Raw genomic sequence first — 25123 nt, forward strand, 5'->3', positions numbered from 1 at the left:
TCGATGTCGGAGGGGCCCGGTAGCCTCTCCAGCCATGATCACGAATGCTGTGGGACGGGTGCCGACCTCGGCCGAGGAAGGCCGCCTCTGGGAGCTGGTGGAGTCGGCGTGGGCCGCGTGCGGGCCGGAGGCGGCCGCCGTCCGCCGGGCGCTGGTCGGTCGCGATCCGGCCGCGGACGACGACAACGACGACATCTACCTCCTCGATGCCTGGTTGGAACGGTTCCTGACGCAGCTTCAGCGACTGAGCGCCGACCTGTCGAGAGCGGAACTGACGGACCTGGACCGGGTGGTCGAGCGCAAGCTCTACGACCTCGATCGGCGGGAGATCCAGGAGCAGACCGACGGCTCGGACGACGGCTTCCTGTACGCCCGCGGCTTCATCGTCGCGGCGGGCCGGGACTTCTACGACGCGGTGAACGCCGACCCCGCGATGGCGGTGATGGAGGCGGAGTGCGAGACGATGTGCTACTTCTTCGCGCACCTGCACGAGGAGCGGTTCGGCGGCTTCCCGGACACCGGCTCGGACATCTCCCGCGAGTCGTGCCGCAACCCCGACGGCTGGTGACCTGACCGCCCGCTACCGCGGATCGACGGGAGTGCCGGCGGCGACCCAGGCGCCGGCGGCCGGGTCGTACCGCAGCGTGACCGCCTCGGCGGCGATCAGCGCGCCCAACTGCTCGTAGGCGGCCGGCGGCAGGTCGGCGGTGAGCTCGACGTCCATGCCGTGCACGCCGTCGCGGAGCACGATGCTGCGTCCGGCGCCGCCTCCACGCACCCGGGCGAACGCGGCGTTGAAGAGCTTCGCGATCCCGGCTCCGGTCGACTCGCCCAGCATCTCGCCGAGCTTCTTCAGGAAGCCGTGTACGGGCAGCGCGACGAGGACCAGCAGCGCCAGGTCGGCGGCGACGGCCCGGGTGCGCTGCGCCTCGACGACCGGCGCCGAGGCGCCCGGCCCGCCGAGTCCGGCGGCGAGAACCGCGGCGGCCTCGGGCTCGCCGAAGTGGACGACGGAGACGATGTCAGCCATGGTGCTCCTCTGCGGTACCGAACAGGCTCGAGTGGGTGGAGCGCATGAAGAGCGTCGGGGTGCTCCACTCCAGGGAGCCCTGCCCGTCGCGTTTGACCGCCAGGCGGGCGAGCATGGCCGCGACGTCCATCGGGGCGGAGACCGCGACGGCCTCGTAGAAGACGGTCGCGAACGTGCGGGCGGCCGGGTCGGAGACGACGTCGCGCATCGACAGCACCGTCCCGACGCCCCGGCGGACCAGCGCCTCGGCGGTGCTGGAATAGCCGCGCCGGCCGTCGCCACGCGCCGACTCGCAGGTGTTGAGCACCGCGAGCCGCAGCTGGCGCTGGCCGGCGAGGATCGCGCCGAGATCGCCGGCGGACACCGGGTCGCTGCGGCCCCGGTCGTCGGCGAAGGCCAGGAAGCCCTCGCCGAGTTCCGGACGGTAGCCGCCGTGCCCGACGATGTGCAGCACGTGGTACTGCCGCTTGTAGAGCTTGCGCTGCAGGTCCTTCCACGTCTGCCCGTTGACCCAGGTCAGCCGGACCAGCCCGTCGCGGGTGAGCTGGCCGAGCGCCGACTCGACCGCGTGCCGTTCCTCGTCGACCGCCAGCGGCGGCAGGTCGCGGGGCGACACGGCCATGCCCAGCACGTGCAGCGGCGGCCGGTCCACCGGAGGCGCCACCGGCACCGGCAGCTCGACGTAGCGCACCAGCGGATGCTCCAGGGCCAGGTGCGCCCCGGTGAGTTCGTCGAACATCAGCTCCCACGGCAGCGCGGCGTGCTCCGGCGCCCGGGGGCGCAGCACCAGGCGGAGCAGGCGGCCGTGCGGCGCGCGGGCGTCGCCGGCACCGGCCGCGGCCCGGCAGCCGCGGTACAGCGCACCGGCCTCGCCGTGCAACACCGCCGAGAACAGCATGCCGCCGAGGTCGCGGACCGCGGCCAGGTCGGCCGGCGAGGTCAGCGCCGGGCTCAGCCGCGCGGTGTCGACCGCGGCCGCCGCCCGCGCCACGGCCCGGTCGAGCCCGGCGGGCAGCCGCAGCGGTACCTCCACCTCCCCGGCCGAGCCGCGAAGCAGCACGGTATGGCCGCCGTCGGCCCGGTCGGGCCGGCGCGAGACGGCGACCTCGAGGTCGGCGACCGCGGGCGGCCGCCAGCCGTGCACGACCTCCTCGACGGCCGTGTGGCTCTCGCCGAGCCGATCGAGGCGCTCGGCGACCCGCGCCCGCCACGCCGTGACCGTGCTCGTCTCACCCAGGTGCGAGGCGAACGTCCAGTAGGAACCGGGCGCACCCGCGCCCCGCGTCCACTGCCGCGGCAGGACCGGGGCCGCCGCGACCGACCCGTCCGTCAGCACGCGCAGCAGCTCGGCCCGGAACGCCTCGGCGCTCTGGTACCGGTCGAGCGGGCTCTTGTTCATCGCCGTCAGCACGACCGCGTCGACGTCGTCGCGGACGTCCGGGTTGAACCGGCTGGGCGGCACCGGATCCTCGCGGACGTGCTTGTAGGCGATGGATATGGGGTCGTCGCCGAGGAACGGCGGCCGACCGGCCAGCAGCGTGTACAGCAGGCACCCGGCGGCGTAGACGTCCGTGCGGGCGTCGACGGGGGCGCCCCGGGCCTGTTCCGGGGACAGGTACAGGATGGTGCCGATGACCGCGGCCGACAGCCGCAGGGGCGGGCCGTCGCCGTCCGGGGCGAACGCCCGGGCGATGCCGAAGTCCATCACCTTGACCTGGCCGGCGTAGGAGAGCATCACGTTGCCCGGCTTGATGTCGCGGTGCACCGTGCCGTGACGGTGGCTGAACTCCAGCGCCGCGCAGACCTCCGCCGTGATCTGCAGTGCCAGCCGCGGCTCCGGCCGGCCGGAGCGCAGGAAGTCACGCAGCGAGCGGCCGTCGACGAGCTCCATGATCAGGTATGGCACGCCGTCGCCGTTCGGCATGGGCTCCTCGCCGGCATCGTAGGCGGCCACGATCGCGGGGTGATTCAGAGCGGCGGTGTTCAGCACCTCCCGGCGGAAAATAGCCGTCGCCAGCTCGTCCCCTCCCAGGCGCGGGTGCAGCATCTTCACGGCGACGTCCCGGCCGAGCCGCAGGTCGTGTCCCCGGTACACGACGCCCATCCCGCCGGCACCGAGCAGCTCACCGACCTCGTACCGGCCACCGAGCCTGATCGACACGACCGCTCCATCCCGCCGATCACAGATCGTCCAAAGGAAGGACACTAACGGCAACCGGCGGCGGCATTCAACGGTGTCGCTCGCACGTGCCGGCGTCCAGTCGGTCTCCAATCGAATCGCAGTCGGTGCCGTCCTGCTCGCCGCCGCGCTGGCGGGCCTCACGCGGCCTCACGTGCGTCGCAGCGAGCGGGACAGGCCGGCGGCGATCGTGGTGGCCAGGACCAGGCCGGCCACGATGAAGACGTACGAGATCCACTGGTAGGCGCCGCGGGGCACGAACGCGTTCTGCTGTCCGAAGTCGACGATCGGCAGCAGCAGGTCGAGCGTGTACACGAGCGCGTTGAACGGTGGCGCCTTGGGCGGTTCCGCCGCGGCGGGCGGGCGCAGGCCGAAGACGATCGTGCCGAGGACCAGCAGGGCGGCGAAGACGGCGGCGGCGCGCTGCGGGCGGTAGCCGTACCCGACGGTGGCGTCCTGCAGCAGGCCCCAGAGCCGGGCGAAGCCGGAGCCGCCGGCGGTGTCGCGGCGCTGGCGTGCCAGCAGCACCAGCCGCGCCTGGTCGCCGCGGCCCTGCCCGCGCAGGACCGCGGCCAGCTGCTCGTACGGCTGGCGCTGATGGGAGTCCGGGTCCCGGGCCAGCCAGCCGACCCGCAGCTCGGCGCCGAGCTGCGGCTCGAGGATCTCGTAGGTGAGCCCGTTCAGATCCATCCGCGCAGGCCACGTGTCCGGGTCGTCGCGCAGCTCGCCGACCCGGGCGTGCCGCAGGTCCACCCGGCCGTCGGGTGGGCGCGCCCAGCGCAGCGTCAGCTCGGCCGCCTGCGCCCGCCAGCAGGTCAGCGCGGTGCCGCCGGCGGCGCTGAGCGCGGCGTCGTCGAAGCAGAGCTTGCTGCCGACGACGGCGTTGTCGAGCCGGACGGTGCCGCCGGCGTAGAACCCGTCGCAGCAGTGGAACGTGGAGGCGGCGCGCACCCCGATGGCGTTGAGCGCGACGCCGTCCGGGTTGTACAGGTCGGCGCCGCGCAGCCGGATCGGGCCGTGCACGGTGGCGTCCTCCATCCGCAGCTCGCCGCGGACGCGCAGGCCCTCGCCGCCGTCGAGCACGCCGTCGACCACCGCCGCGTCCAGGCGCAGCGCGACGGCGCCGGGCGCCTCGAACGCGGCGTCGGTCAGGCTCAGCGTCCGGCCGATCCGGGCGCTCACCGCGCGTACCTCGCCGTGCACGGACAGGCCGCGGCCCAGGAACAGGCCGCCGTCGATGGTGGCCCGGTCGAGCCGGACCGCCACGGCACCGGGATTGCGCAGCGTGGAGCCGGTGAGCACCAGCGCGTTGCTGATTCGGGCGTGCCGCAGCCGGACCTCGCCCTCGATGTGGCAGCGGCGGGCGAAGAAGGCGCTGTCGATCAGCACGCTGTCCGCCGCCAGGGCGATCCGGCCGGGCGCGGTGATCCGGGCGTCGTCGAACTCGACGCCGCCGGCGCAGCGGGCGTGGTAGAGGTGCACGGGGCCGTCGAACTCGCCGTCGTTGCCGGAGAGGTCACCGCCGACGGTGGCGTGGTCGGCCATGACGGCGGGCCCGGCGGCGTTGCTGACCCGGATGCCCGCCATCCGGAGGCTGCCGGCGATCTTCGCGCCGTACAGCTTGATCTCGCCGTCGACCGCGCAGCCGCGCAGCGACAGGTCGCCGCCGACGACCGCGGCGGAGGCGTGCAGGCCGGGCAGGCGTGATCCGGTGAAGCTGACGAAGCGCAGGTTCGACCAGGACAGCTGGGGTGGCTGCTCGAAGTCGCAGCTCTCCAGCCGGATCGCGTGCGCGACCTCGGCGAACTCCAGGCCGAGCGTCCCGGTGACGGTCGCGCCGGTGACCCACAGGCCGCGGCTGCCGCCCGGCGCCTCGAGGAGCAGGGCGGCCAGCACCGAGCCGCGTACCGGTTCGGCGGCGCTGAAGACCGTGCGCTCGCCGGATCCGAACGCCTCCCGGATCCGGCTCTCGTGCTCCGTCAGGCTCATGCCTCCATTGTGGGCGGTAGATCAACCGCCCGGTCAGCCGCAGTCCCCGCCGAACACCGGGCGGCGGCCGACCGTGTACCGGCAGCCGAAGTCCGGCGCGGCGACGGCACGCCGGTCCAGGATCGCGTCGCCGCCCGGCCGGTGCCCGGTGCGTACCCAGCGGACCAGGTCGTCGAAGGCCTGGCGCAGCTCCGGCTGGGTGAAGTCGCAGTGGCCGACGCCCCGGATCGCCCGCGACACGAACAGCCCGGACCGGCCGTGCAGCGCGGCGCGGCGGGCGTAGACCTGCTCCATCGAGAACGGTACGAACAGGTCGCCGATGTCGTGCAGCGACAGCACCGGCACGGGTGGGCGGCCGTCCACCCGCGGGATCCCGTCGAGGCCCCGGCTGGCCCGGTCGGTCGGGGTCACCCGCAGCACCCGGGCGTTGAGCCGCAACTCGGCCTTGGTCGGCCACCCGTCGGTGGTCCGGTAGAACTCGAGGCGGTTGCCGGTGACGTTGCCCTCGGCGATGCCGATCGTGCCGCCGTTGAGCCCCGGATAGACGCCGAACAGGAACGGCATCCGCAGCGCGGGGTCCGAGGCCGTCGCGGTGTTCCAGTAGGCGAACGCGCCGGCGAAGCCGGGCCGCACCCCGCCGCTGCGCCGCTCGAGGACGGCCGACCAGGACCGGCCGGCGTCGGTGAGCGCCGGCGGCCGGCCGACGGCCAGGCCGAGCGCGGGAAGGATCCGGTCGACCTGTGACTGCCACGGGACCGGCCCGACCGGGAACCCGGTCTCGACGCCGGACAGCGCGGCCGCGGTGACGCCGGCGTCGAGGAAGTAGTCGAAGAGCTCGGTGTCGCCCAGCACGCCGCAGTAGGGCATCGCCGCGGAGAACGCCTTGGGGTACTCCTCGACGGCGACCGCGGTGATGTGCCCGCCCATCGACTTGCCGGTCATCAGGACCGAGCGGGGGCGCTTCGAGGTGACCTGCCGGAACAGCCCGATCAGCGCGTGCGAGTCGCGGACGCCCTGGCCGACGTCGTAACCGTTGGTCTGGTAGCTGGAGGCCGCCCACGCGAACCCGCCGGCGATGTAGTGCGCCCGCAGGTCCGGGCTGTCGACATAGACGACCCGGCCGGTGCCGCGGTAGCCGTGGGCGAAGACGACCAGCTGACCGTTCCAGGACCGGGGCACCTCGATCCGGTACGCGGCGCCGTCCCGGATGCCGGTGTGCACCTCGGAGTCCGGCGTCGCGGCGAACGGGGTACCGTCCGGGTCGCAGGCCGGGTCGGCGACGAGATAGCCGGCCTGGGTCGTGCTGGCGACGGGCGCGGCGCAGGCGGCGGGCGCCGCCGAGGCCGGCGACGCGAGCACGCCGAGGAGCAGTATCGGCGCGAGCATCAGTACGAAATGTTTCCGGTTGAGGTCCACGGCATTACCTCCCGGTAACACTCAATGGCCCGGGCCCACCGCTGTCAAGGCCGGTGATTTCGCCGATGTGTCCGGACGGCATCCCACCAAAGACTGACGTTCGTCGATCCCGCCCACCTGAGGAGAGTCCGACGTGCAGTCACCGTCCATCCCCGCCCGCCACCGGGCCCGCCGGTTGTTCGTCACCGCGGCCGCCACCCTCACCCTGGTCGCCGGTTCCCTCGCCGGCGCGAGCGCCGCGCAGGCCGCCAACCCGTACGAGCGCGGGCCGGCGCCGACCGTCGCCGCCCTGGAGGCGAGCCGCGGCCCGTTCGCCACCTCGCAGCAGTCCGTCTCCTCGACCGTCACCGGCTTCGGCGGCGGCATCATCTACTACCCGACCAGCACCAGCGAGGGCACCTTCGGCGCCGTCGCGATCTCGCCCGGCTACACCGCGTCGTGGTCGAGCATCAGCTGGCTCGGCCCCCGGATCGCATCGCACGGCTTCGTGGTCATCGGCATCGAGACGAACTCGGTGCTGGACCAGCCCGGCTCCCGCGGCGAGCAGCTGCTCGCGGCGCTGGACTACCTGACCCAGCGCAGCTCGGTCCGGACCCGGATCGACGCCTCGCGGCTCGCGGTGGCCGGCCACTCGATGGGCGGCGGCGGCAGCCTGGAGGCGGCCCGGTCCCGGCCGTCCCTGCAGGCGGCGGTGCCCCTCGCCCCGTGGAACCTGACCAAGTCCTGGTCGACGCTGCGGGTGCCGACTCTGATCATCGGCGGGGAGAGCGACAGCGTGGCGTCGGTCTCGTCGCACTCCATCCCGTTCTACAACAGCATCCCGGCGTCGGCGGAGAAGTCCTACCTGGAGCTCAACAACGCCAGCCACTTCTTCCCGCAGACCACCAACACGCCGACCGGGCGGCAGGCGGTCGCCTGGCTGAAGCGCTTCGTCGACGACGACACCCGCTACGACCAGTTCATCTGCCCGGGCCCGGGCGGCACGGCCATCTCCGACTACCGCAGCACCTGCCCGCTTTCCTGAAGGCGTACCCGGAAAGGGGCCGGCGGGATCGAATCCGCCGGCCCCACCTGCGCGCGGGGTGAGAATCCAGGGGATGGAAGAACCCCGACGGAAGGTGCCGCGATGCCGGACTACCCCGGACTGATCACGCCGGTCGACCACCTGGAGCCGGTGCCGCGCCGGGTCCGCGCCACGCTCGGCGGCCGCGTCGTGCTGGACACCACCCGCGCGGTGTACCTGTGGGAGATTCCGCCGTACCCGCAGTTCTACATCCCCGCGGCGGACATCGATCCGGAGGCGCTCGTCGACGAGGACCACGTGGAGAAGCTGCGCCGCGGCACCGCCCGCCGGATCGGGCTGCGGGCCGGCGGGATCAGCCGGGCCGCCGCCGGCCGGGTGTACACCCAGGACAGCCTGCCCGGCCTGGCCGGGCTCGCGCGGCTGGACTGGGCGGCGCTGGACGCCTGGTTCGAGGAGGACGAGGAGATCTTCGTGCATCCGCGCAACCCGTACGCGCGGGTCGACGCGCTGCGCTCCACCCGGCGGGTGCGGGTCGAGCTGGAGGGCCTGCTGCTGGCCGAGTCGGCGTCGCCGGTGATGGTCTTCGAGACCGGGCTGCCGACGCGCTACTACCTGAACCGCGCCGAGGTGGACTTCACCCACCTGCGGCCCAGCGCGACGGTGACCGCGTGCCCGTACAAGGGGCGGACCACCGGGTACTGGTCGGTCGAGGCCGGCGGCACCACCCACCCGGACCTGGCCTGGTCGTACGACTTCCCGACCCGGGACCTGTACCCGATCGCCGGGCTGATCAGCTTCTACAACGAGAAGGTCGACATCCGGCTCGACGGAGTGCCGCTGGAGCGCCCCTCGACACCCTTCAGCTAGCGCGGGCGCAGGTAGCGGCGCAGGTCCCGGGTGTCGCCGGTGACCGGGCGGACCGCCAGGATGCAGGTGTCGTCGTCCGGGTTGGCCTGCCGCAGCCGGCTCAGCAGCTCGGCGAGCGGCTGCCGCGGCGCCACCGCGACCGACTCGTCGACGGTACGGATCACCGCCGCCATGCCCTCGTCGAGGCTGCGGCGGCGGTGCTCGACCAGGCCGTCGGTGTAGAGCAGCAGCAGGTCGCCGAGCTCCATCCGCAGGCTCGCGCATTCGTAGTGGGCGTCCTCGACGACGCCCAGCATCGGGCCCGCGGGCCGGCGCAGCGGCGCCGTGCGGCCGCCCCGGCTCAGCAGCGGCGGCGGGTGCCCGGCCTGCGCCCAGGTCAGCCGGCGCCGCTCCGGGTCGTAGCGGGCCACGATCGCGGTCGCGGCCGTCTCCGGGCGCTCGCGGTCCAGCTCGCAGGTGAGCCGGTTCAGGTGGCCGAGCAGGAACGCGGGATCGGTGGTGGTCACCGCGAGCGCGCGCAGCGAGTAGCGCAGCTGCGCCATCGTCGTCGCCGCCTGGGTGCCGTGCCCCGCCACGTCGCCGACGGCCAGCAGCACCGAGCCGTCGCGCAGCGCCGCCGCGTGGAACCAGTCGCCGCCGACCAGGCACTCCTGCCCCGCCGGCAGGTAGCGGACCGCGACCTTGACGCCGGGCAGCTCGATCGGGCAGTCCGGGATCGGCAGGATGATCTCCTGCAGCCGGGCCGCCAGCTCGTGCTCGGCGTGCAGGCTGCGCCGCTGCTCGTCGAGCTGCTCCTCGACGTCGGCCAGCCGCCGCAGGCTCGTCTCCCGCACGGTGACGTCCTGCACGATGCCGAAGATCCGCAACGGCCGCCCGGCGCCGTCGCACTCCGCGTCGGCCACCGTGCGCAGGTATTTGATCCGTCCGTTGATCCTGATCCGGTACGTGACGTCGACCCGCTCGGAGCGCCCGAACGCCGCCATCGCGGCGAGCCGCAGCGGCCGGTCCTCCGCGACCTCCAGCGCCTCGGACTCCGCGCGCGTCAGCGGGCCGAGTGCCGGGTCCCGCTCGTAGATCCGGTACAGCTGCGCCGACCAGCGCACCTCGCCGCTGACCAGATCCCACTCGGCCCACCCGAGGTTGCCCAGCCGCTCGGTGACGGCGACCCGGTCGCCGCCGGCCGGCCCGCCCGGCGCGTCGGCCGGCTCCGCGACGTCCAGCATGCTCACCACGCCCGCGGCCACGTCCACGACGTCGCGGTTCTGCTCCGCGGCCATCCGCAGCACGTGCCGGTGCGCCTCGGAGAGCCGGCAACGGGTCCGGCCGGCGAGCAACCCGACGGCCCGGTCCACGATGGCGCGGCCGTCCTCGGCGGCGGCCGGGCGCGCCGCGGTCCGCACGCTCCCCCGCGCCTCGAGGTAGGCCTGCTGCCCGCCGCCCATGCCGCTCCCGCCCGCTGAAAGTCGCCGATCCGTATCCCTGCATACGCCAGTGCGCCACGCGACGTCATCCCCCGTTCACCTCCCCCTACATCCGACCTGCGGCGCACCCCGCACAGGTCACCCGGAAGGGCGACCGGGCCCGCGTGGCCGTCCGGCGGCGGCGCCCGGCCGCCCGGCGCGCTGGCCACGCCGAACGTACGAACACCCCGTCCGGCGGCCGGGTCACACGCCGGAAACAGCCATGCCCGATCATGGATGGATGGACCTCGACGGCGCCCGGCGGATCGGCTACCGCGTCGAGCAGACCTTCCGGTACGCCTACGACGCACCGGTGACCGCCCTCGCCCAGCGCCTCGTGGTGGTACCCCGGCGCCGCCACGGTGATCAGTACCGCCGCGCGCACCGCCTGACGGTGACCGGCGCCGCGCACGCCCGGCGGGACCGGCTGGACTCGGCCGGCAACACGGTGGTCCGGGTGGTCGCCGCCCGGGTCGAACGCGCCGTCGAGTTCCGGCTCACCGCCGACCTGGAGCGGGTGGCCGGCGACGGCCCGCCGGCGCTGCCCCTCGCCGCGCTGCACGACCCCCGCCTGCTGCGCGCCACCCGGCTCACCGCGCCGGACGAGGCCGTCCGGGAACTCGCGGCCCGCTGCCGGGCCGCGGACGCCGAGGAGCGGGCCGCCCGGGCGTGCGAGGTCACCCACGCGGCCCTGACCTACGGGTACGGCGCGACGACGGTCAGCACGACGGCCGCACAGGCGCTGGCCGGCGGCACCGGCGTCTGCCAGGACTCGGCGCACGTGATGCTCTCGGTGTGCCGCGTGCTGGGCCTGCCCGCCCGGTACGTCTCGGGCCACCTGATCGGCCAGGGCGGCACCCACGCGTGGGTGGAGGTCCTGGTCCCGCGCGGCGACCGCGCGGCGGCGCTCGCCTTCGACCCGTGCCACGGCCGCCCGGCCGGCAACGGCTACGTCACGGTCGCGGTCGGCCGCGACTATGCGGACGTCGCACCGACGTCGGGCACCTACGTCGGCGCCCCCGGCGGCACCCTGACCGGCACCCGCACCCTCACCGTGACCAGCGTCGACCGGGAGCCGGTTCGGGCCGGCTAGAGCTCGAAGAGTTCGCGCATCGCCTCGGCGAGGCGGGCCATGCTGGAGCCGGTGACCATGCCGATGCGTTCCGCGCCGACCGAGGCCGGCAGGCGGCGCATCCGGTTCACCACCACGATGCCGGTGATCGGATCCTGCTCGGTGAGGGCGACCGCGTACGGCGGCAGCTCGGTCGCGCCGCGCTGCCGCACGATCGGGGCGCAGAACGGCGACGGGTTGTTGCGCTCGTTGTAGCTGTCGCTGGAAAGCACGAGGACCCGGTAGCGCAGGTCGGTGCGGCTGCCGATGGTCCAGATCTCGCCGCGTTTCACGCGCCGAGCGTACCGTCGGACCGATCTTCGGTGACCGGCGCGTCGGGCGGCGCGTCCGCGTGTCGTCCGGGGCGCCGGAACACGGCCGTTTCCGCCGGGGAGCGAGACGTCCGGCGCACCCCTGAACCCCCGGCGTGGTGGACACGTAACAATGGGCGCGACGGCTTGCGGCGGCGTGGGGTACCCGACCCGGCGCTCGCATGGAGGAAGGACGTTCATGACGGAAAAGGCCCAAATCGGGGTAACCGGCCTGGCGGTGATGGGCCGGAACCTGGCCCGCAACTTCGCCCGCCACGGTCACACGGTGGCCCTGCACAACCGCAGCTATTCCCGGACCAAGGAACTGGTCGAGGAGTACGGCCACGAGGGCTCGTTCATCCCCTCGGAGAGCGCACAGGACTTCGTCGCGAGCCTGGAGCGCCCGCGGCGCGTGGTGATCATGGTCAAGGCCGGCACGGCGACCGACGCGGTCATCGACGAGTTCGCGCCGCTGCTCGAGCCCGGTGACATGCTCATCGACGCCGGCAACGCGCACTTCGCGGACACCCGGCGGCGCGAGGCGGCGCTGCGGGAGAAGGGGCTGCACTTCGTCGGCACCGGCGTGTCCGGCGGCGAGGAGGGCGCCCTGCACGGCCCGAGCATCATGCCCGGCGGCTCCAAGGAGTCCTACGAGTCGCTCGGCCCGCTGCTCGAGGACATCTCGGCGAAGGTCGACGGCGAGCCGTGCTGCGTGCACGTCGGCCCGGACGGCGCCGGCCACTTCGTCAAGATGGTGCACAACGGCATCGAGTACGCCGACATGCAGCTCATCGCGGAGGCGTACGACCTGCTCCGCTCCGTCGGCGGGCACTCGCCGACCGAGATCGCGGAGATCTTCAAGGGCTGGAACGAGGGCCGGCTGGGCTCGTACCTGATCGAGATCACCGCCGAGGTGCTCAAGCAGGTCGACGCCGAGACCGGCAAGCCGTTCGTCGACATCGTGGTCGACCGGGCCGAGCAGAAGGGCACCGGCCGCTGGACCGTGCAGGCCGCCCTCGACCTGGGCGTGCCGGTCTCCGGCATCGCCGAGTCGGTGTTCGCCCGGGCGCTCTCCGGCGACCCCGAGGTCCGCGCCGCGGCGGCCGGGCTGCCCGGTCCGGCGGCGACGGCCGGCGCCGGCGGCGCCGACCTGCGCGCGGACGTCGAGCAGGCGCTGTTCGCGTCGAAGATCGTCGCGTACGCGCAGGGCTTCCAGCAGATCCAGGCGGCCAGCAAGGAGTACGGCTGGGACATCGACCCGGGCGCCATGGCCAAGATCTGGCGGGACGGCTGCATCATCCGGGCCAAGTTCCTCGACTTCATCAAGCAGGCGTACGACAAGAACCCGTCGCTGGCCACGCTGCTGGTCGACGACTACTTCCTGGACGCCGTCAGCGGCGCGCAGCAGGCGTGGCGGCGGGTCGTCGCCACGGCCGCGCAGCAGGGCATCCCCGCGCCGGGCTTCGCGTCGGCGCTGGCGTACTACGACGGCCTGCGCGCCGAGCGCCTGCCGGCCGCCCTGATCCAGGGGCAGCGCGACTTCTTCGGCGCGCACACGTACCACCGGATCGACAAGGAGGGCGCCTTCCACACCATGTGGGGCGCCGACCGCAACGAAGTACCCGCGTAGTGCCGCGGCACCGGCCCGGCCTCGCGCCGGGCCGGGCCGTCAGGCGGCGGTGACCGACCGGGCGGCCGGGACCATCATGGCGGCCAGTTCGTCCGGGAGCAGCGGCTCGGCCATGTGGTAACCCTGGCCCAGCCGGTAGCCCATGGTGCGCAGCTTCTCCATCTGCGCGGCCGTCTCGATGCCCTCGGCGACGGCGTAGAGGTCCAGGTACTCGGCGAGCTGGGCGACGGCCGCGGCCACCGCGAGCCGGCCGCGGTCCTCGCCGTCGCAGATGCCGTCGACGAACGACTTGTCCAGCTTCAACACGTCCACCGGGAAGGCCCGCAGCAGGCTCAGGCTGGACTGGCCGGTGCCGAAGTCGTCCAGCGCCAGGCGTACGCCCATCTCGTGCAGCGCCTGCAGGGTCTCGCGGACCTGCCGGCCGTCGAGCACCGAGGACTCGGTGACCTCCAGGACCAGGTTCGCCGGCATCAGCCGGGTGTCGCTGAGCACCGCCGCGACCTCGTCGACGAAGCCGGCCTCGCGCAGTTGGCGGGCCGAGACGTTCACGTTGATGGACTGGATCGAGGCGCCGCCGTACTCGCCCTGCCACGCGTTGAGCTGCTCGCACGCCTCGCGCAGCACCCAGGAGCCGAGCGGGACGATCAGGCCGGAGCGCTCGGCGACGCCGATGAAGTCGCCCGGTGGCACGTTGCCGTGGACCGGGTGCCGCCAGCGGACCAGCGCCTCCGCGCCGGCGATCCGGCCGGTGACGATGTCGAAGACCGGCTGGTACCGCAGGTACAGCTCGTGCCGGATGATCGCGTTGTGCAGCTCGCTGCCGAGGCGGGCGTGGCTGACCACCTCGTTGCGCATCCGCGGCTCGAAGCGGGCCCAGGACGCCTTGCCCGCGGCCTTGGCCTCGTACATCGCGATGTCGGCGTTGCGCAGCACCTCGCCGGCGCTGTCGCCGGGGCCGGCCAGGGCGACGCCCATGCTGGCGTGCGCGAGGAGCTGGTGCTCGCCGACCCGGAACGGCACGGCCAGCGCGGCCAGGATGCGGGCGGCGGCCTCCTCGGCCGGCCCGGCCTCGTCGATGTCGAGCAGCACGGCGAACTCGTCGCCGCCGAGCCGCGCCGGCAGGTGCTCCACCGCGCTGTGGTTGCGCAGCCGCTGGGCGACCTCGAAGAGCAGCCGGTCGCCGACGCCGTGCCCCATCGTGTCGTTGACCAGCTTGAAGTCGTCGACGTCGATCAGCAACACCGCGGCGGGCAGGTGCGCGTCGAGGCGCTCGGCCAGCGCGGCACCGAACCGGGCCCGGTTGGTCAAGCCGGTGAGCGAGTCGTGTGCGGCCTGGTGCTCCAGCTCGGCCTGCTGGCTGTGGATGCCGGCCAGCAGCCGGTCGTGGTCGCGGCGGCTGAGCAGTTGGCGAACGGCGACGAACGCCGCGATCACGACGGCTCCGATGATGACGACCCGGTGTTGCGGGCCGAGCTCGCGGGCGGCGACGGTGATCACCAGGGCCGCGGTGGCGGCGACCGCGGCCAGCGGCAGCGCGTCGTAGACGCTACGGGCCGCCCGCGGCGCCGGCTCGGCCGCGGGGCGGAGCAGCACGAGCTGCTGGCGGTATGCGGCCAGCGCCATCGCCGCGCCGACGACGGGCACGCCGAGCATCGAGATGACCATTCGCCCGGTGGGCCCGCCGGCGATCAGGAGCACGGTGGTGACCACCGCGACGAGCGGCGGCACCGCCAGGATCCGCAGCGACAGCGAGTCGACGACGCTGGCCGGGCTCACCGCCGCCCGGCCGATCAGGACCAGGGCGATCAGGGCGCCGACGCCGACGACCGCGGCACCGACCCGGGCGACCGTGGTGATCGACGGGCCGGCGAAGTCGAGAACGACATACCAGTAGATCAGGCCGCCGCCCACCCCGACGGTGGCGCCGTCGAGGATCAACTGCGTCCAGCGCGGCCAGGACCGCCGCTCGGCCGGCAGCAGCACGAAGGCGAGTACGAACATGGCGATACCGAGCAGGATCGGCACGGCCGCGTACGGCGACAGGCCCGGATCGCTCTCGACGAGTGCGCCGACGGAGCCGATCCCGATGCAGATGGCCGCCGGGGACAGCACCTTCCAGAAGCTGCGGACCGGGCGCGCCAGCACGATCATCGAGCCGATCCGCCGGCAGGCCACGAACGCCGCCAGCATGGCCACCGGACCGCCGGCGAACGCGGGCAGCTCGGAGCCCGCCGGGCGCAGCACCAGCCAGGCGATCACCCCGGCCACCGACGCCAGCGCCACCGCGACGGGTAGCAGGCCCGCGCGTGCGCGCCGTGGCGCCCGCCTGCGTCCCACCCGTCTCTCGGCCGCCTTCATGGCTGTGTTCGGCTCCCCCGTGCTGTCACTGTTCGTGTCGGCTGGTGCTGGCGCAGTACCAAGTCGGCGAACCTGAGGAGAAGCTGAGCCTTCCGGAGCCCGGCGCGACGCGCGTCCCACTCCCTTGGATATAGGCGAGCGTCGGTCCACCGGCCGACGCGGTGCCTGGCCACGGCCATCTAGGGTCGATGTGTCATGAATCGCATCTGGGTCTGGCTCCTGCCGCTCGCCCTGGCCGCCGCGCAGCTGGCGGTCTGGCCGGGCGCCGGTGATCCGGCCTCCGCGACCGTCGCCGCGACGGGCGTGGCGGTCACGCTCGTCGTCGCGGTCGCGCTGCTGTGGCGGCGCTCGGCGCCGCCGGCGGTGCTGGGGGTCGTGCTCGCCGCCATGACCGTCGGCGCCTTGGGCGTGTCGACCGACGCGCTGTGGCTGATCGGCACCGCCGACGTGATCGCGCTCTACAACGTCGCGGTGCTGCGCTCGTGGCGGCTGACGCTGGGCGCCGCGGCCGGCACGGTGGCGTGGCAGAGCGTCATGATCGCGACCGCCCCGCCGGACCCCGACCTGAGCTATCCGGTCAACGTCGTCCTCACCCTCGCCGCGTACTCGATCGTGGTGGCCTTCGGCCGGGCCCGCCACCACTGGCACGCCGAGCGCGCGGGCGCGGCGGCCCGGCTGGCCGAGGCCGAACAGCGGCGGGCCCGGGCCGCCGACACCGAGCGGCACCGGCTGGCCCGCGAGCTGCACGACGTCACCGCGCACCACTTGACCTCGATCGTCGTCATCGCGTCGGCGGCGCAGCGCCTGGGCGGCACCCGGCCCGAGCTGGTCGCCGAGGCCCGCGACTTCGCCGCCCGGACCGGCGCCGACACCCTCGCGGCGCTGCATCGGCTGGTCGCCCTGCTGCGGCTGCCCGACGAGCGTCCCGGCCCGGCGGCGCGGCGGCTGGCCGAGCTGGCGGAGGGCTTCCGGCTCCTCGGCCAGCCGGTGACGGTGGAGGCCGGGCCCGGCGACCCGCCCGGCCCGGCGGCGGACGCGGCCGTCGGCATCGCCCGGGAGGCGCTGACCAACACCCTGCGGTACGCGCCCGGCGGCGCGGTCCGGATCCGGCTCGCGATCGCCGGCGGCGGCACCGAGCTGACGGTCGACGACGACGGCGCCGGCGGGCCGGGCGTGACCGGCGTCGGCTCGGGGCGCGGCATCGCCGGCATGCGGGAGCGGGCGGCGGCGCTCGGCGGCACCGTGACGGCCGGGCACCGCCCGGAGGGCGGGTGGCGGGTCCGGCTGGTCCTGCCGCCGGACCGCGCCGCACCGCCGGCCGGGGCGCCCCGGTGGCGGCCCGGCGCCGAGCAGGTCATCGACGTGATGCTGGTCCTGCTGGCGATGCTCCTGCCGCTGAGCGTGCTGCTCGCCACGGACGGCGATCCCGCCGTGACCCGGGCGCCCGTCGCGCTGCTGCTGATCGTCGTGCTCGGCAGCTCGGTGCCGATCGCCTGGCGCCGCGGCCGGCCGTGGTCCGTGCTGGCCGCCGTCACCGCGGCGGCGTGGGCCTGGCCGCTGCTGACCGTCACCGGCGTGGTGCCGCACCGGCTCGGCTGGCTGACCGCCACCTGCCTGGTCGCCGAGCTCATCGCCGTGTACGCGGTGGCCCGCTACGGCCGAGGCCCCGGCCTCAGCGCGCTCGCGATACCGGCCGCGCTCACCGCGGCGGTGCCGGCCGCCGGCGCCGTGCTGGTCCTGGACCCGTCGCTGACCGACGGCGGGATGCCGCCGCTGGTCGGGCTGCTGTTCATGGCCGTGTTCCTGGCCGTGCCGATCGGCGGCGCGGCCGGCGGCGCCTGGCTGACCGGGTTCCTGGTCCGCCGCCGGCACGGCCGGGTCCTGGCGCGCGAGCACGACGCGGTGGCCGCCGCGACCGCGCAGGCGATCGCCGGCGCCGCCGCCGAACGGGCCCGGGTGGCGCTCGGGCTGCGCGCCGCGGTGCTGCGCGACACCGCCCGGGTGGCGACCGCCGCCCGCGAGGGCGACCTCGATCAGGTGGTGGACTCGGCCCGGGCGGCGCTGGGCGCGATGCGCGGGCTGCTCGACGGACTGCGCGCCGACCCGCGCACCGACCCGGTCGAGCGTGACCCGCAGCCGACCGTCGCGGCCCTGCCCGGCCTGGTCGAGCGGTGGCGCGCGGGCGGCCGGGAGGTGGGGCTCGAGCTGCGCGAGCCGGGCCGGCCGCTGCCCGCGGACGTGGACCTGTCCGCGTACCGGGTGGTGGAGCTGCTGCTCGCCGGCGACACCGGCCCGGTGAGCGTGCGGGCCGACCTCGCCGGGGATCCGCTGCGCGTCGCGGTGCGGCCGATGCCCGCGGATCCCGGCGGCGAGGTCGCCGCGGGGCTGCGCGCCCGGATGGCCGCGGTCGGTGGAACGATGATCATCGGCGCGGACGGCGGGCCGGAGTTCCTGCTGCCGGCTCCGCCGAATCCGGGCGGGAACCGCCCGGAAGAGCCACGGAGTGCGGAGGTGGCGTCATCGCCGTCCGGGTGATGGTCGTGGACGACCAGTTGATGATCCGCGCGGGGATCTCCGCGATCGTCGGCGCTGAGGACGACCTCGAGGTCGTCGGCGAGGCCGGCGACGGGCAGGCCGCGCTCGACCTCGCGGCCCGGGTGCGGCCCGACGTGGTGCTGATGGACGTCCGCATGCCCGGCATGGACGGCCTGACCGCCACCGCGCTGCTGACCGCCGCCGCACCGCGGACGAAGGTCCTGGTCCTGACGACGTTCCACCAGGACCGGTACGTGTACGAGGCGCTGAAGGCCGGCGCCGCCGGCTTCGTGCTCAAGGACGTGCTCCCCGCCGACCTGCTCGCCGCCATCCGGGTGATCGCCGACGGCGAGGCCATGCTCAGCCCCGCGGTGACCCGGCGGCTCATCGACGCGTTCGCCGCCGGCGGGCTGACCGGGCCGCCGGCCGAGCCCGGCCCGCGGCCGGCCGGGCTGACCCCGCGCGAGCGTGAGGTGCTGCTCGGCATCGCCTCCGGGCAGTCCAACGCCGAGATCGGCGCCGCGCTCGGCATCACCACCGGCACGGTGAAGGTGCACGTCAACGCGCTGCTCGCCAAGCTCGGCGTCCGCGACCGGGTGCAGGCGACGATCGCCGCCTACGACCTCGGCCTGGTCTGGCCTAACCGGTGAGCGCCGCCGAGACCACCGAGCGGGCCTCCTCCTGGATCCGGGCCAGGTGCTCCGGGCCCTTGAACGACTCCGCGTAGATCTTGTAGACGTCCTCGGTGCCGGACGGGCGGGCCGCGAACCAGCCCGACTCGGTGGTCACCTTGAGGCCGCCGATCGGCGCGCCGTTGCCCGGCGCGCTGGTCAGCACGGCGGTGATCGGCTCGCCGTCCAGCTCCTTCGCGGTCACCTGCGACGGCGAGAGCCGGGCCAGGATCGCCTTCTCCTCGCGCGTGGCCGGTGCGTCGATGCGGGCGTACGCGGGGTCGCCGAACTTCTCCGTCAGGTCCCGGTAGTGCTCGCTCGGCGTGTGCCCGGTGGTGGCCAGGATCTCCGAGGCGAGCAGGTCCAGCAGGATGCCGTCCTTGTCGGTGCTCCACGCGCTGCCGTCGCGGCGCAGGAACGACGCGCCGGCGCTCTCCTCTCCGCCGAAGCCGATCGAGCCGTCGAGCAGCCCAGGGACGAACCACTTGAAGCCGACCGGCACCTCGTCGAGCGCGCGGCCCAGGTCGGCCGCGACCCGGTCGATCATCGAGGACGAGACCAGCGTCTTGCCGATGGCCGCGCGCGACGGCCAGTCGGTGCGCACCTGGAACAGGTAGGAGATCGCCACCGCCAGGTAGTGGTTCGGGTTCATCAGGCCGCCGTCGGGTGTCACGATGCCGTGCCGGTCGGCGTCGGCGTCGTTGCCGGTGGCGAGCTGGAAGCGGTCCTTCTGCGAGATCAACGACGCCATCGCGTACGGCGACGAGCAGTCCATCCGGATCTTTCCGTCCCAGTCCAGCGTCATGAAGCCGAACGTCGGGTCCACGTCCGGGTTGACCACCGTCAGGTCCAGGCCGTACCGGGAGCCGATCTCGCCCCAGTACGCGACGCTGGCGCCGCCGAGCGGGTCGGCGCCGATCCGGACGCCGGCGTCGCGGATGGCCTGCATGTCGATGACCGCGCCCAGGTCCCCGACGTACGAGTCGAGGAAGTCGTAGCCCTCGACCAGCGCCGAGGCGCGGGCCCGCGCGACCGGCACCCGGCGCACCTCCTTGAGGCCGCTGGCGATCAGCACGTTCGCCCGGTCCTGGATCCACTTGGTGGCGTCGGTGTCCGCGGGGCCGCCGTTCGGCGGGTTGTACTTGAAGCCGCCGTCGTCCGGCGGGTTGTGCGACGGGGTGACCACTACGCCGTCCGCGAGGCCGTTGGCCCGGCCCCGGTTGTGGCTCAGGATCGCGTGCGACAGCGCCGGCGTCGGGGTGTAGCCGTCGCGGCTGTCGATCAGCACCGTCACGTCGTTCGCGGCGAAGACCTCGAGGGCGGAGATCATCGCGGGCTCGCTCAGCGCGTGGGTGTCGCGGCCGAGGAACAGCGGGCCCTCGGTGCCCTGCTCCCGGCGGTACTCGACGATGGCCTGGCTGGTGGCGACGATGTGGTCCTCGTTGAACGCCGTACGCAGGCTGGAGCCGCGGTGCCCGGAGGTGCCGAACGCCACCCGCTGCTCGGCGATCGCGGGGTCCGGGTGCCCGGTGTAGTAGCTGAGGACCACCCGGGGGACGTCGATGGTGTCGCGCGGTTCGGCGGGCGTGCCGGCGCGGGGATGCACGGACATCGAGGGGCCTCCTTGAGGGGCGTGATCCTGCCCCGGGATCGTATCGTCGTCACTTACCCGGTGCCGGGCACCGTAAGCCGCCACGCGCGGATTGAACCTTTCCGGGCGGAGATTCGAACTAATGACCGTGAGACGGGGTGCGGCGGCCGGCGGGCCGCGGATGGTGCGCGTACTGATCATGCTCGTGATCGGTCTCGGCGTGCTGTTCGTACCCGCCGCGCCGGCCGCCGCGCACGCGGCGATGCTGACCGCCACGCCCGAGCCCGGCAGCGTCGTGGCCACCGCGCCGAGCGAGATCGTCATCAGGTTCACCGAGGGCGTCACCCCGGTCACCGGCCGCACCCAGGTGCTGGCGCCGGACGGCAAGCGGATCACCGGCGAGGTCACCGCGGAGGGGCCGACGCTGCGGGTCCGGATCCGCCGCGCGGACCGGCCGCTCGGCACCTACCTGGTCAGCTACCGGATCATCTCGGCCGACAGCCACCCGGTCGGCGGCGCGCTCACCTTCTCCGTCGGCGCGCCCTCGGCGCGACCGCCGGAGAGCGACCCGGACCAGCTGCACGGCACGGTCGCGGCCGCGGTGCCCACCTTCAAATTCCTCGGGTACGCCGGCCTCACACTGATCATCGGCCCCGCCCTGCTGCTGGCGCTGCTCTGGCCCCGGCGGCTGTCCCGGCGCGGGCCGGTCCTGCTGGTCCGCGCCGGCCTGGCCGCCACCGCCGCGGCGACGCTGGGCGGGCTCTGGACCCAGGCGCCGTACGCCAGCGGCGCCCCGCTGTGGGACGTCTCGGTCACCGAGATCGCCGACGTGCTGGCGAGCCCGTTCGGCCTCACCATGCTCGCCCGCCTCGCGGCGCTGGCCGTGGTCGCCGCCCTGCTGCCGCCGGTGCTGCACGGCACCGGCGACCGCTGGCGCCGCCTCGCCCTGCTCGGCGTCGGCGTCGCCGGGCTCGTCACGTGGCCGCTGACCGGGCACGCCGCCGAGGCGCCGCTGACCGGCGCGATCGTCGCCGCCGACGTGGTGCACCTGGCCGCGATGGCGACCTGGCTCGGCGGGCTCGTCACGCTGAGCGTGTTCCTGCTGCGCCGGGCGCACCCGCGGGTGCTCGGGGTGATCCTGCCGGCCTGGTCGCGCTGGGCGACGATCGCCGTGGTGTGGCTGGTCGGCGCCGGCGTGGTGCAGTCGGTGGTCCAGGTCGGCTCGGCGGGCGCCCTGGTGGGCACCGCGTACGGGCGCCTGCTGCTGGCCAAGGTCGCGATCCTCGCCGCGGCGCTGACCGCGGCCGCGTTCGCCCGGCGGCTGGTGCGCAGCGTGCAGGACGGGCCGGCCCGGCTGCGCCGCACGGTCGGCATCGAGGTCGCCGCCACGGTGGTCGTGCTCGGGCTCAGCGCGGTGCTGGTGCAGGTCACGCCGGGCCGCAGCGCCGACACCGAGCGGGCCGTGAACAACGAGAAGGGCGTCTCGCAGACCCTGACCTCGGACCTTTTCACGCTGCAGTTCTACGTGTACCCGGTCGAGCTCGGCGAGAACAACACCGTGCACGGCTTCACCTACACGCCGGAGGGCAAGCCGCTGCCGGCCGCGGAGTGGACCGTGACGAACCGGCTGACCGGCAACGACCTCGAGCCGGTCTCGGCGCCGATGCTGCCGCTGACGCCCCGCAACGACGCCGTCGGCGCGCTCACCTTCCCGCTGCCGGGCACCTACGAGCTCAGCTTCACCGTACGGGTGAGCGAGATCGACCAGCGGACGGTCAAGACGACGATCAAGGTGCCGCAGGTTCGGGCGGCGCCCTGACGGGGCAGAGAGAGTGCCTGCCGCGTCTCAGGAGGCCCGCCATGCACGTGTCCGTGATCGGCAACCCCGGCGACGCCGTGGTGGTGACCGTCCGCGGCGACCTCGACCTGGACTCCGCCACCGTCCTGGGCACCACCCTGGACCGGGTGCTCGACCAGCCGGCGCCGCGGATCGTCGTCGACGTCTCCGGAATCGCCTTCTGCGACTCCACCGGGCTGGGCTCGTTCGTGGTCGGACACCACCGGGCCCGGGCCGCCGGCGGGTGGCTGCGGGTGGCCGCGCCCAGCGCGTGGCTGCTCGCCCTGCTGGAGACGGTCGGACTCACGCCACAGATCGAGATCTATCCCAGCGTGGCCGACGCGCTCGGCGCCGGCCCGGACTTGTAACCTCGCGGCGTGCTCATCCTGTTGCCGCCGTCCGAGGGTAAGACCGCACCCGCCGCCGGGGAACCGGCCGACCCCGCGGAGCTCTGGCTGCCCCGGCTCGCGCCGGCCCGGCGCCGGGTCCTGGGCCGGCTCGTCACGCTCACCAGGCGCACCAGCGCGCGCGGCGTCGCCGACTCGCTCGCGGTCCTCGGGCTCAGCGCCGGGCAGCACGGCGAGATCGCCCGCAACGCCGCGCTGGTCACCGCGCCCGCGGCGCCGGCGGCCGAGGTGTACACCGGCGTGCTGTACGAGGCGCTGGGCACGGCCGGGTTGTCGCCCGGTGCGCGTGCCTGGCTGGACGAGCGGGCCGTCGTGTTCTCCGGGCTGTGGGGCGTGCTGCGGCTCTCCGACCGGATACCCGCGTACCGCTGCTCGGTCGGTGTCACGCTGCCGGTCGTCGGCGGGCTCACCGCGTACTGGAAGAAGGTTTTGAGCCCGGCGCTGGACCGGGCGGCCGCCGACGGTCCGGTCCTCGACCTGCGCTCGGGCGCCTACGCGGCGATGTGGGCGCCCGCCGGCGAGCTCGCCGGGCGCACGATGGCGCTGCGGGTGCTGCACGAGCGGGTGGTGGACGGCGAGGCGCGGCGCTCGGTGGTCAGCCACTTCAACAAGGCGACCAAGGGCCGGCTGGTGCGTGCCCTCGCCGAGGCGGGCGCGGCGCCCGCCTCGGCCGAGGAGCTACTGAGCACGCTGCGCGACCTGAAGTACACCGTCGAGGAGCGGCCCGCGGCCGCGGGCCGTCCCCGGCAGGTGGACGTGATCGTGCGCGAGCTCTGACCGACCCTTACTGCGCGGCCAGGATGTCGACGACGAAGCGCAGGTCGCCGCTCGGACGGCCGCCCTCGGCCTGCTCGCCGTACGCCAGGTCGGCCGGGATGTCGAGCTGGACCCGGCTGCCGACCGGCACCCCGACCAGGCCCTGGTCCCAGCCCTTGATGAGCTGGCCGACGCCGACCGGGAACTGCACCGGCTGGCCGTTCTGCCAGGACGAGTCGAACTCCTTGCCGTCGGCGTAGGTCACGCCCGTGTAGTTGACCGTGAGGGTCTGGCCGGCTTCCACCTTCGGGCCCTTGCCCTCCACCAGCGTGGTGACCTTGAGCTCCTTCACGTCGCCCGTGCCGGGCTTGACCACCGGCGGCTTCTGCAGCGCCGGGTCGATCGCGGCCGGCGCGGCCTGGCTCGGCGCGGGCTCCTCGGGCGCCTGCGCGGCGGGCTGGGTGGCCACCGGCGTCGGCGTCGCGGCGGGCTCGTCGTCGTCCGACGCCTGGATCGCGATATAGACGACGACCAGTATGACGATCACTGCCACGCCCGCGAGGGCGCCGATTAGGGCCTGTCCGCGGCGGCTGGTGCCGGTCTTGTCCTGGGCGCTCATCTGATCCCGACTCTCCTGTCGAACGGTGCTGATGGGAAGACTTCGGACACCGTACTAGCCGTTGCGGTCCCGACTCGGCCGAACCTCGGCCGAACCGCCGAGCAAGGTGATCAACTGGTCGGCCGGTAACTGATTTCGCTCTTCTCCGTCACTCAGGGAAAGTGAGACGGTATAGCTCCCCACAGGCACCAGGGCGGATGCTCACCGCCATCAACACTCGGGACACCGCCCGGCCGCCACCGGCGATCAGCGCGCGCCCCGCGAACGACCGGGGAGGGTCGGTTGCCGGACGACGGCCGTACTACAGGTCGCCAGCCAGGATCCGAGGGGCGGCGGGCCCAGCCGGCGACCCCACGCTCGGGATACGGCTACCGCACCACGGGGCGACGCAGCGCGTTCGTGCCGTCGCAGCTGCTGGACGACCGGCAACGCCGGCTCAGCGAGTTCCTCATGCCCGCCGCGGTGATCCTCGCCGGGGTGCTCATCGTGGTCGCCTTCGGCTTCGTCATCAGCAACGCGGTCCGCAGGAACGAGCCGTCGGCGATACCGCCGGTGCAGCCGCCGGCCCTCGGCGACGTGCCGCTCAACCCGGGCAACCAGTTCCCGATCCCGCTGCCCAGCGCCTCCGACCTGCCCAGCCCGACGGACCCGCCCACCACGACGCCGCCGACCACACCGCCGACGACGCGCTCCAAGGTCCCCCCGCCGGACCAGGGCTCGATCAGGGTGGCCCGCGAGGGCGTCCCGTCCCGGGTCGACCTCTCCGCCGAGGGCACCCGCGACTGGGTGCACTGGGGCGAGCAGAGCACGTTCTCGCTGGAGCGCCGCTCCGACGGCGACTTCGCCATCCTCGAGGGCCCGCCGACCGCGCCGCGCTTCCGGCACGGCTTCAGCCGGCAGCAGTTCAGCTGGCGGGGCGGCTCGCCGGTGGACCGCTCGGACGGCACACCGACCGGCGTGCGCACCTGCGGCAAGGGCAACGGCTACACCATCTCGGCGCCCGCGACGACGTCCAACCGGACTTTGAAGCTGTACGTCGGCGCGCTGGCCGGGCGCGGGAAGCTGACCGCCCGGCTGTCGACCGGGAACGCGTCGGCGACCGGCACGTTCGAGGTGCGCGGCAACGAGCTGGACACCGCGGTCTTCGTGATCACGTACCGGGCGCCGAAGAACGGCAAGCTCAACCTCACCTGGATCACCGACGCCGCCTTCAACGACGACTGCGGCGGCGTGGCGCTCGAGGCGGCCACCCTGCGCTGACCGGCCCATTGGCCGCTATGGCCCTCTTGCGGCTATCGTGGCCTGCGCAGTCAGTACAGTGCCCCCGGGAAG

The 25123-nt window shown here is 74.2% G+C and carries 20 protein-coding genes; 11 read left to right on the forward strand and 9 right to left on the reverse strand.

The genetic code is table 11. From position 1 onward, the window contains the following. Positions 1-34 precede the first annotated feature (34 nt). On the forward strand, positions 35-568 hold the full coding sequence (locus ACIBSW_RS07205; protein WP_354727186.1) for a DUF4240 domain-containing protein: 534 nt from the start codon (positions 35-37) through the stop codon (positions 566-568). Positions 569-580: 12 nt separating this feature from the next. On the opposite strand, the gene ACIBSW_RS07210 is transcribed toward ACIBSW_RS07205, so the two are convergent. The 4 genes from ACIBSW_RS07210 to ACIBSW_RS07225 all read right to left on the reverse strand — a co-directional run bounded on the left by ACIBSW_RS07210 (position 581) and on the right by ACIBSW_RS07225 (position 6584). Beyond that, complete coding sequence (locus ACIBSW_RS07210; protein ID WP_354727184.1) at positions 581-1030, reverse strand: hypothetical protein; 450 nt, start codon at positions 1028-1030, stop codon at positions 581-583. Beyond that, complete coding sequence (locus ACIBSW_RS07215; protein WP_354727182.1) at positions 1023-3191, reverse strand: protein kinase domain-containing protein; 2169 nt, start codon at positions 3189-3191, stop codon at positions 1023-1025. The genes ACIBSW_RS07210 and ACIBSW_RS07215 overlap by 8 nt, the downstream gene beginning before the upstream one ends. A gap of 168 nt (positions 3192-3359) precedes the next feature. Further along, complete coding sequence (locus ACIBSW_RS07220) at positions 3360-5198, reverse strand: hypothetical protein (RefSeq protein ID WP_354727180.1); 1839 nt, start codon at positions 5196-5198, stop codon at positions 3360-3362. A 33-nt stretch (positions 5199-5231) separates the two neighbouring features. Beyond that, complete coding sequence (locus ACIBSW_RS07225; RefSeq protein WP_354727178.1) at positions 5232-6584, reverse strand: phthalyl amidase; 1353 nt, start codon at positions 6582-6584, stop codon at positions 5232-5234. A 163-nt stretch (positions 6585-6747) separates the two neighbouring features. Here ACIBSW_RS07225 and ACIBSW_RS07230 point away from each other — a divergent pair, with 163 nt between their 5' ends. Together ACIBSW_RS07230 and ACIBSW_RS07235 are read left to right on the forward strand one after the other, a co-directional pair. Beyond that, on the forward strand, positions 6748-7638 hold the full coding sequence (locus ACIBSW_RS07230) for an alpha/beta hydrolase family protein (RefSeq protein ID WP_404799261.1): 891 nt from the start codon (positions 6748-6750) through the stop codon (positions 7636-7638). Positions 7639-7740: 102 nt separating this feature from the next. Further along, positions 7741-8505 carry a DUF427 domain-containing protein gene (locus ACIBSW_RS07235; protein ID WP_354727176.1) on the forward strand — a complete coding sequence of 255 codons (765 nt, stop codon included), beginning with the start codon at positions 7741-7743 and terminating at the stop codon, positions 8503-8505. On the opposite strand, the gene ACIBSW_RS07240 is transcribed toward ACIBSW_RS07235, so the two are convergent. Further along, positions 8502-9947, reverse strand: a complete 1446-nt coding sequence (locus ACIBSW_RS07240) for a SpoIIE family protein phosphatase (protein WP_354727174.1) — start codon at positions 9945-9947, stop codon at positions 8502-8504. The two genes, ACIBSW_RS07235 and ACIBSW_RS07240, sit on opposite strands and share 4 nt — an antisense overlap. 259 nt (positions 9948-10206) lie before the next feature. Here ACIBSW_RS07240 and ACIBSW_RS07245 point away from each other — a divergent pair, with 259 nt between their 5' ends. Further along, positions 10207-11058 (forward strand): transglutaminase family protein, encoded by an 852-nt coding sequence (locus ACIBSW_RS07245; protein ID WP_354727172.1) that lies wholly within the window; start codon positions 10207-10209, stop codon positions 11056-11058. Here the strand turns inward: ACIBSW_RS07245 and ACIBSW_RS07250 are convergent. Beyond that, the gene (locus ACIBSW_RS07250) at positions 11055-11369 is read right to left on the reverse strand and encodes a type II toxin-antitoxin system PemK/MazF family toxin (protein ID WP_354727170.1); all 315 of its coding nucleotides are present in this window, start codon (positions 11367-11369) and stop codon (positions 11055-11057) included. The genes ACIBSW_RS07245 and ACIBSW_RS07250 overlap by 4 nt on opposite strands. Positions 11370-11586: 217 nt before the next feature. Between ACIBSW_RS07250 and gndA the strand changes: the two genes are divergently transcribed. Beyond that, complete coding sequence (gndA, locus tag ACIBSW_RS07255) at positions 11587-13017, forward strand: NADP-dependent phosphogluconate dehydrogenase (RefSeq protein WP_354727168.1); 1431 nt, start codon at positions 11587-11589, stop codon at positions 13015-13017. Between the two features lie 39 nt (positions 13018-13056). On the opposite strand, the gene ACIBSW_RS07260 is transcribed toward gndA, so the two are convergent. Beyond that, positions 13057-15354, reverse strand: coding sequence for a bifunctional diguanylate cyclase/phosphodiesterase (locus ACIBSW_RS07260; RefSeq protein WP_354727166.1), 2298 nt, complete (start codon positions 15352-15354; stop codon positions 13057-13059). A 216-nt stretch (positions 15355-15570) separates the two neighbouring features. Between ACIBSW_RS07260 and ACIBSW_RS07265 the strand changes: the two genes are divergently transcribed. Both ACIBSW_RS07265 and ACIBSW_RS07270 read left to right on the forward strand, forming a co-directional pair. Further along, a complete protein-coding gene (locus ACIBSW_RS07265; protein ID WP_354727164.1) occupies positions 15571-17910 on the forward strand; it encodes a histidine kinase in 2340 nt (779 codons plus the stop codon). Continuing rightward, on the forward strand, positions 17910-18560 hold the full coding sequence (locus ACIBSW_RS07270) for a response regulator transcription factor (protein WP_354727162.1): 651 nt from the start codon (positions 17910-17912) through the stop codon (positions 18558-18560). Before ACIBSW_RS07265 ends, ACIBSW_RS07270 begins: the two co-directional genes overlap by 1 nt. Here the strand turns inward: ACIBSW_RS07270 and pgm are convergent. After that, on the reverse strand, positions 18550-20193 hold the full coding sequence (gene pgm, locus ACIBSW_RS07275) for a phosphoglucomutase (alpha-D-glucose-1,6-bisphosphate-dependent) (RefSeq protein ID WP_354727160.1): 1644 nt from the start codon (positions 20191-20193) through the stop codon (positions 18550-18552). The genes ACIBSW_RS07270 and pgm overlap by 11 nt on opposite strands. A 121-nt stretch (positions 20194-20314) precedes the next feature. Between pgm and ACIBSW_RS07280 the strand changes: the two genes are divergently transcribed. From ACIBSW_RS07280 to yaaA, 3 genes are read left to right on the forward strand one after another with little or no spacing between them, the layout of a single operon-like run. Further along, entirely contained in the window at positions 20315-21991 is a 1677-nt protein-coding gene (locus tag ACIBSW_RS07280) for a copper resistance protein CopC (RefSeq protein ID WP_354727158.1), read from the forward strand. A gap of 41 nt (positions 21992-22032) precedes the next feature. Then, the gene (locus ACIBSW_RS07285) at positions 22033-22377 is read left to right on the forward strand and encodes an STAS domain-containing protein (RefSeq protein WP_354727156.1); all 345 of its coding nucleotides are present in this window, start codon (positions 22033-22035) and stop codon (positions 22375-22377) included. 9 nt (positions 22378-22386) lie between these two features. Then, on the forward strand, positions 22387-23193 hold the full coding sequence (gene yaaA, locus ACIBSW_RS07290; RefSeq protein WP_354727154.1) for a peroxide stress protein YaaA: 807 nt from the start codon (positions 22387-22389) through the stop codon (positions 23191-23193). Between the two features lie 7 nt (positions 23194-23200). Here the strand turns inward: yaaA and ACIBSW_RS07295 are convergent, their stop codons facing one another. Further along, positions 23201-23791, reverse strand: coding sequence for an FKBP-type peptidyl-prolyl cis-trans isomerase (locus ACIBSW_RS07295; protein ID WP_354727152.1), 591 nt, complete (start codon positions 23789-23791; stop codon positions 23201-23203). A gap of 399 nt (positions 23792-24190) precedes the next feature. On the opposite strand from ACIBSW_RS07295, the gene ACIBSW_RS07300 reads away from it, so the two are divergent. Then, positions 24191-25051: a hypothetical protein gene (locus ACIBSW_RS07300; RefSeq protein ID WP_354727150.1), complete on the forward strand. Its 861-nt coding sequence runs from the start codon at positions 24191-24193 to the stop codon at positions 25049-25051. Positions 25052-25123: the final 72 nt, after the last annotated feature.

It is taken from the genome of Actinoplanes sp. NPDC049668 (genome assembly GCF_044465445.1).
Classification (GTDB): Bacteria; Actinomycetota; Actinomycetes; order Mycobacteriales; family Micromonosporaceae; genus Actinoplanes.

Coding starts and splice junctions, on each gene's coding strand:
- ACIBSW_RS07270 (WP_354727162.1), top strand. CDS start 17,910: ATGGTCGTGGACGACCAGTTGATGATCCGCGCGGGGATCTCCGCGATC.
- ACIBSW_RS07205 (WP_354727186.1), top strand. CDS start 35: ATGATCACGAATGCTGTGGGACGGGTGCCGACCTCGGCCGAGGAAGGC.
- ACIBSW_RS07210 (WP_354727184.1), bottom strand. CDS start 1,030: ATGGCTGACATCGTCTCCGTCGTCCACTTCGGCGAGCCCGAGGCCGCC.
- ACIBSW_RS07265 (WP_354727164.1), top strand. CDS start 15,571: ATGAATCGCATCTGGGTCTGGCTCCTGCCGCTCGCCCTGGCCGCCGCG.
- ACIBSW_RS07285 (WP_354727156.1), top strand. CDS start 22,033: ATGCACGTGTCCGTGATCGGCAACCCCGGCGACGCCGTGGTGGTGACC.
- ACIBSW_RS07220 (WP_354727180.1), bottom strand. CDS start 5,198: ATGAGCCTGACGGAGCACGAGAGCCGGATCCGGGAGGCGTTCGGATCC.
- ACIBSW_RS07240 (WP_354727174.1), bottom strand. CDS start 9,947: ATGGGCGGCGGGCAGCAGGCCTACCTCGAGGCGCGGGGGAGCGTGCGG.
- gndA (WP_354727168.1), top strand. CDS start 11,587: ATGACGGAAAAGGCCCAAATCGGGGTAACCGGCCTGGCGGTGATGGGC.
- ACIBSW_RS07235 (WP_354727176.1), top strand. CDS start 7,741: ATGCCGGACTACCCCGGACTGATCACGCCGGTCGACCACCTGGAGCCG.
- ACIBSW_RS07280 (WP_354727158.1), top strand. CDS start 20,315: ATGACCGTGAGACGGGGTGCGGCGGCCGGCGGGCCGCGGATGGTGCGC.
- ACIBSW_RS07225 (WP_354727178.1), bottom strand. CDS start 6,584: ATGCTCGCGCCGATACTGCTCCTCGGCGTGCTCGCGTCGCCGGCCTCG.
- pgm (WP_354727160.1), bottom strand. CDS start 20,193: ATGTCCGTGCATCCCCGCGCCGGCACGCCCGCCGAACCGCGCGACACC.
- ACIBSW_RS07295 (WP_354727152.1), bottom strand. CDS start 23,791: ATGAGCGCCCAGGACAAGACCGGCACCAGCCGCCGCGGACAGGCCCTA.
- ACIBSW_RS07245 (WP_354727172.1), top strand. CDS start 10,207: ATGGACCTCGACGGCGCCCGGCGGATCGGCTACCGCGTCGAGCAGACC.